This is a genomic window from Pseudoalteromonas sp. NZS11_1 (assembly GCF_015864275.1).
Taxonomy (GTDB): Bacteria; Pseudomonadota; Gammaproteobacteria; order Enterobacterales; family Alteromonadaceae; genus Pseudoalteromonas; species Pseudoalteromonas arctica.
The window spans coordinates 23,727-30,284 of record NZ_JADYXK010000038.1; the positions used below are offsets into that span (position 1 = coordinate 23,727).

The 6,558-nt window shown below is 41.1% G+C and carries 6 protein-coding genes; 5 read left to right on the forward strand and 1 reads right to left on the reverse strand.

Going from position 1 to position 6,558, the window contains the following annotated elements:
- Window positions 1–6 precede the first annotated feature (6 nt).
- Entirely contained in the window at window positions 7–894 is an 888-nt protein-coding gene (locus I6F44_RS18345) for a haloalkane dehalogenase (RefSeq protein WP_197174330.1), read from the forward strand.
- Between the two features lie 120 nt (window positions 895–1,014).
- On the opposite strand, the gene uvrA is transcribed toward I6F44_RS18345, so the two are convergent.
- On the reverse strand, window positions 1,015–3,567 hold the full coding sequence (gene uvrA, locus I6F44_RS18350) for an excinuclease ABC subunit UvrA (RefSeq protein ID WP_197174331.1): 2,553 nt from the start codon (window positions 3,565–3,567) through the stop codon (window positions 1,015–1,017).
- A gap of 283 nt (window positions 3,568–3,850) precedes the next feature.
- On the opposite strand from uvrA, the gene I6F44_RS18355 reads away from it, so the two are divergent.
- From I6F44_RS18355 to I6F44_RS18370, 4 genes are all read left to right on the forward strand, one after another.
- On the forward strand, window positions 3,851–4,255 hold the full coding sequence (locus tag I6F44_RS18355; RefSeq protein WP_197174332.1) for a hypothetical protein: 405 nt from the start codon (window positions 3,851–3,853) through the stop codon (window positions 4,253–4,255).
- A 55-nt stretch (window positions 4,256–4,310) separates the two neighbouring features.
- The gene (locus I6F44_RS18360; protein ID WP_197174333.1) at window positions 4,311–4,856 is read left to right on the forward strand and encodes a DUF7010 family protein; all 546 of its coding nucleotides are present in this window, start codon (window positions 4,311–4,313) and stop codon (window positions 4,854–4,856) included.
- Window positions 4,857–5,352: 496 nt separating this feature from the next.
- A complete protein-coding gene (locus I6F44_RS18365; RefSeq protein WP_231612878.1) occupies window positions 5,353–6,102 on the forward strand; it encodes a tyrosine-type recombinase/integrase in 750 nt (249 codons plus the stop codon).
- On the forward strand, window positions 6,099–6,558 hold a 460-nt coding region (locus tag I6F44_RS18370; protein ID WP_197174334.1), incomplete at its 3' end, for an IS91 family transposase. The genes I6F44_RS18365 and I6F44_RS18370, both read left to right, overlap by 4 nt.

Genomic DNA, 6,558 nt, shown 5'->3' on the forward strand with positions numbered 1-6,558 from the left:
AATTAAATGAAGAATGATTCAGAAACATTACGTTATGCAAAAAAGTTTAAAACTGTATTAGATAAAAAAATGGCTTATATAGATGAAGGCGAAGGTGATCCTATTGTATTTTTACATGGTAACCCTACATCTAGCTTCCTTTGGCGAAACGTTATGCCCTATTTGCAAGGAAAAGGGCGTTTAATTGCTATCGATATGATTGGATTAGGAGATTCGCAAAAGTTAGATAACACCCATGAGGGCAGCTACTCACTTGCTGAAAACAGCAAATACACATTTGCACTTTTAGAAGCGTTGGGTGTAAATAATAACGTTACCTTGGTGCTGCACGATTGGGGTTCAGGCGTTGGTTTTAACTGGGCTAATACACATCGTGATGCTGTAAAAGCAATTGCGTTTATGGAAGCAATTGTTACTGACTTTCCAACATGGGACGATTTTCCTAAAGATTTGCACGGCCCTATTGGCACTATGCGCTCAGCTGAGGGTGAAAAAATGGTGCTTGATGACAACTTTTTTATTGAAACAATATTACCAGCGACCATTGCACGCAAATTAACGCAGGCAGAGCATGATGAGTATCGCAGACCCTTTATTAATTCGGGGGAAGATCGCCGTGCAATTTTAGCAGGGCCTCGCCAACTGCCCATTGCTGGAGAGCCTGCCGATACCGTGGCTTTAGTTAAAAGCTATGCGAGTTTTTTAGCTAACTCTCACGATATTCCTAAGCTATTTATTAATGCTGAACCGGGTGCTTTTTTAGTTGGTTACGCAAGAGACTTTGTGCGTACATGGCCAAATTTAACTGAGGTAACCGTAAGCGGTATTCACTATATTCAAGAGGATTCACCGCACGAAATAGGTAAGGCTATTTCTGATTGGTTACCAAGATAAAAACGGGATGTATTAGTAAACCTGAACTTTGGATAATTAATCTATCTCAAGCCGTTATTTTCAGCGTTAACTACCATATATAGATGACGCTTTTATACAACTAAAAGCGTCATCCTTTAACTATTGCAGTAAAAAGGGTGCGGTTTTACTCGCCTTTACGCTTGCCACTTTTTCGGGTGAACCTTGCGCTACAATTAAGCCGCCTTCTTCACCAGCACCAGGGCCTACATCAATTACCCAGTCACTATTTCGGGCTACTTGCATATCGTGTTCAACCATAATAACGGTATTGCCAGCATCTACTAATTTATTTAACTGCGACATTAGCATTGATACATCCGATGGATGCAGGCCTGTAGTTGGCTCATCAAGAACATAAAGCGTGTTACCGCGCTGCGCACGTTGCAGCTCGGTTGCTAATTTAATACGCTGCGCTTCACCGCCAGAAAGCTCAGTTGCAGGTTGCCCTAAACGCAAATACCCAAGACCTACTTGCATAAGTGCATCGAGCGCTCGTAGTATTGCAGGTTCGTTTTCAAAAAAGGTATGCGCCGCTTCAACCGTTAAATTGAGGATATCGCTTATGTTTTTATCACGATATGTAACCTCAAGTGTTTGCTCGTTATAACGTTTGCCATGACACACTTGGCAAGGTGAATAAACGCTTGGTAAAAACAGTAGCTCTATACTCACAAAGCCAACGCCTTCACAATTTTTACAGCGACCTTTAGCAACATTAAACGAAAAGCGCCCAGCATCGTAACGGCGCTCTTTTGCTTTTTGGGTTGAAGCAAATAGTTTACGCACATGATCAAACAAACCCGTGTAGGTAGCTAAGTTTGAACGAGGGGTACGGCCAATCGCTTTTTGATTTACGGTAATCAGGCGGCTTATATTATTTATACCTTCAATGATTTTTCCGCTGGTGTGTGTTTGCAGCTCTTGTTCGAGTAAGTCGGCTTCGTCGGTTGGCGCTTCCGGTATTACTTTTTGCCCGAGCGCTTCGTAAACAAGCTCTACTAACGCTTGGCTTACTAAGCTTGATTTACCAGAGCCCGAAACCCCAGTAACGGTTGTCATAACACCTAGTGGAAATTCTGCATTGAGTTTTTTAAGGTTGTTACGCTCAATATCAGCCAATTTTAACCACGCACTAGGCTGCCTTTGCTCCTTTTTTTGCGCGCTGTTTTGAGTAGACTCTTGACTGGCGTTTTTAGCAAAAAGGTGACGACCGGTGTGCGAATTTTTTATTTTTCTTAACCCTTCAACAGGGCCGCTGTAAATAATGTCGCCACCATGTACACCTGCATCAGGGCCTACATCAACAATCCAATCGGCATGTTTAACAACGCTAACATCGTGTTCAACAACAAATACAGAATTGCCAGCCGCTATTAACTCGTCGAGCGCTTTTAAAAGTGCTTGTGTGTCGGCAGGGTGTAAACCCGCTGAAGGTTCATCTAGCACGTAAACCACCCCAAATAGTTTAGAGCGAATTTGTGTGGCAAGTCGCAATCGTTGTAGTTCTCCGGGTGAGAGCGTTGGCGTTGTACGCTCAAGCGATAAGTATCCTAAACCAAGCATGGTTAGTGCTTCAATACGGGTGAGTATATCGCTGGCAATGCGCTGCGTAACAATGGCTTGCTCTGGATTTTTTGTATTTTTATTTACTTTGGTATTGGCGGCGTTACTTAGTTTTTTAGCAAGCTCGTTTAATGTAAGTTGAGATAGCTCGCCAATATCGAGCCCTGCAAATTTAACACTTAACGATGCTTGTTTTAATTTTTTACCTTGGCAAGTAGGGCACTGCGATATTTGCATAAACTGTGATACGCGCTTTTTAGTACGCGGGCTTTGGGTAGTAGCAAAAGACTGTAAAACAAAGCGTTTAGCGCTTGAAAAAGTTCCCATGTAGCTTGGATCTTCGTTATTTTTTATCGCATTCTGTGTTTGCTCATAGGTGTAATCTGGGTATACCGGCACAGTAGGGGTTTCGTCGGTAAATAAAATCCAATCGCGTGCTTTTTTAGAAAGTTTGTTCCAAGGCGTATCTATGTCATAACCAAGCGAGGTAAGTATACGGCTTAGGTTTTTACCTTGCCATGCTGGTGGCCACGCTTCAATGGCGCGCTGGCGAATAGTTTTTGTATCGTCTGGCACAAGTAGCTTTTCGGTTACTTCAAACACTCGGCCTATTCCTGAGCATTCTGGGCACGCACCTTGTGGCGTATTCGGCGAAAACGCATCAGCATAAAGTATACCTTGGTCTTTTGGGTATTCACCTGCGCGTGAGTAAAGCATACGTAGCGCGTTAGAAATAGTTGTTATGCTGCCAACGGATGAGCGAACCGACGGTGCCCCTCGTTGCTGCTGCAAAGCAACGGCAGGCGGTAGCCCTTCAATAGAGTCAACATCGGGCTCATCAACTTGATCTATTAACCTTCGGGCGTATGGCGATACCGAATCAAGATAACGGTGCTGCGACTCAGCAAACAGCGTTCCAAACGCAAGCGACGATTTTCCTGAGCCCGATATTCCTGTAAAAACAACCAATGCGTTACGAGGTAAATCAACGTCTACATTTTTCAAGTTGTGAACGCGTGCCCCTCTTACTTGAATGCTATTACTGGGATCAGATAAATCCATTGTTGAGTCTTTATGTGTGCTTGCCATACGTTTATACTCCTGTTTAATCGCGCTTTTCACTTTAAGTTAGCTTTGCATTATTTACTCTTATTGCTTGTTATTACCTAAAGTAGCGCAAGCACACTGAATGAACGCTTAGTCTGCAGTGGCACAGCTAGAATGCGAGGTAAATTGAGCGCTGGATAAAATTACGAGGATTGTTTGTTTACATAATAGGTATGAACTGCGAATATAATTTAAACAGGTATTGTTATGTAATTTGTTACTTAATTTATTAGGTAATTTACTAGGTAATAAAAAGGAACTAACAGTGAATAAAGCCTTAGTGATCATTTTATTGGTGCTTTCGTGGGCAACCCAAGCCGACTCTATCAAAGCGCTAAATGTTGACCGTGCAGTACCAAATAGCATGCACTTATCGTTTGCAAACGATAACAACATAACCCCTAAAAAAGGGGATTTTAAAATCGTTAATTATGTATTAATGAGCAATGAAGAGGGCGAACGCTGGGCTGTTATAACGCTAACTAACTTATCGTCGGGCAATCGCGAATTAGGCGAGGAGCACTTACTTGCACTTTTTGCTGACGGCAGCCGATTCATGCCAATGGAATTTAAACTTGGTTTTAAAGGCAACGAAACACAATCGGTAACTGTATCGTTTGCCGATTATAAATTTCCTATTTTAAGTGTGTATTCGAGTAACGATTTGTAACTAATAACGATGCGATAATATTAAATTAGGGATATTTTTAAAATTAAGGATTTTTATGAAGTTTGAAGATGCGCAACAAAATATGAACCTCGCATACTTCGGTGGTGAAACCGGTGTATTAGTATCTGGCTTGGTCTGGTGTATAGCTGGCTTTGTCGCATTACTGCTTTCAAATCAATCGAGCATGCTTACTTTGTTTTTTGGTGGCATGTTTATACATCCTTTAGCCATGTTACTTTCAAAAGCGCTTAAGCGTTCAGGCAATCACGACCCTAAAAATCCATTAGGTAAATTGGCCTTAGAAAGCACTATTATTTTATTTGTTGGTTTGTTTTTAGCGTTTTACGTAGCAAAACTTCAAGCTGAATGGTTTTATTCAATAATGCTGATGATAATTGGTGTTCGCTATTTAGTTTTCAACACTTTATATGGCATGAAAGTGTACTGGATTTTAGGTGCTTCGCTTATGTTTTCTGGCATGTTGTGTATTGTATTAAATGCCAATTTTGTAATCGGCGCTTTTATTGGCGGGATAACCGAAATAGTATTTTCGCTAGTAATATTTGCCCAATCGAAAGGTATGGTTTTAAAAACAGAATAACCAGCTTCAATAATAGCAAAATAGTGTGCTGTTGGAGTTACTCTTCAGCTTGGTAATATAGCAAAGGCTTTTAAAGTATTGAGTATCTGCAAATTGCATGTATTCATTAGTCGGTTTAGAGCGAGAACCAGTCATTGATATTGGCTAAATATAGTCGTTAATTGATTGGTCAAACTACTTTTTGCGCATATATTCATGAAAATGAGCTGCACGCGCATATTGATCTATTTAACTTAACTCAAATATTTTAGAAAACTTAGTGATACTGATACCTTAGGTTATTTGTTAAAACTATATAAAGTAGACAAATGAGCGTTTAGTCGGCAGAAATATGCGCGATGAGCGCACTATTAAATTGTTGAACTAAGCCGCTACGCGGAGATCCTATTCTGACCATTTGAGCCACACTTACCTTGGGGTTATCCCATATTTGGAGGTAAGTAATGAATACACTCATTGAACAAGTCAAAACTGAAATAGCCNCTACTGCGAGCATTTGCTTAAACTCAGCCATTATTTTAATAAACCACTCGATTTAATTACTGATGATGAGCTGAATATCTTTTTTAAAGATCCCGCTATTCGCAAGCTCTCCAGAGCGAGTCAAAAAATACAAATAAACAGCATTTGGTTTCTGTTTAAGAATATTTTACATCGCCCACTGAACTTAGACATAGCCTTGCCTAAAGCAAAACCTCGGGCACCTACTTATTTATCGCGTGATGATATTCGACGACTTATAGAAAGTTGCACGGATATGCGCTTAAAAACATTGATAGTGGTGTGTTATGGATGTGGTTTGCGTATTGGCGAACTGCTGCGCATCAAAGTGCAAGACATCGATGGACAGCGTAAAACCATTTTAATTGAACATGGTAAAGGAGATAAGTCACGCTATGTTGTTGTATCAGATAGCGTGCTAAATCAATTACGTTGCTATTGGAAAATGTATCACCCAACGGGCTGGATGTTTTATTCACGATGGTTAATGGATAAACCTATGTCACCCTCAATCTTCAGAAAGGCATTGAAAAAACATGCACAAATGTGTGGTTTAAAGCACTGTAATCCACATGTATTACGCCATGCTTATGCAACACATCAACTTGAGTTAGGGGTGCCGCTTCATCAACTTCAACATCAGCTTGGTCACAGTGACATTAGAACCACGCAAAGTTACTTACACTGGTTACCTGAATTAGGGCATGGTGGTATTGATTTACTCGCAAGTTGGGGAAACCAATGAGCGGCTTGCATCTCGCTGATATTTTAAATTCTGGCCTTGGGAATTATCGGCAGCACCACATAATGAGTTATCAGCAGTTACGAGTCTGCCAACACCTTCAATCATGCAGAACGGGACAGCTCGGTTATCAAGCATGGCAATGTGATAACTGTAGTGAAGTACAACAAATTGGGTGTAGCTGTCGAGATCGGCATTGCCCACGTTGCCAAGGTATGGCAACGGCTAAATGGGTGCAAAGACAACAAGAGGATTTATTATCGTGTCGCTATTTCCACCTTGTTTTTACGCTCCCGCATGAGTTAAATATCATTGCGCACTACAACCCAAACGCGTTGTATCACTGTTTATTTAAAGCCGCATGGCAAACGCTGTGTAAATTTGCGAAACGAAAGAGGCATGGCCAGTTAGGCATGACAAGCGTACTGCATACGTGGGGGCAGAACTTAAGTCAGCATA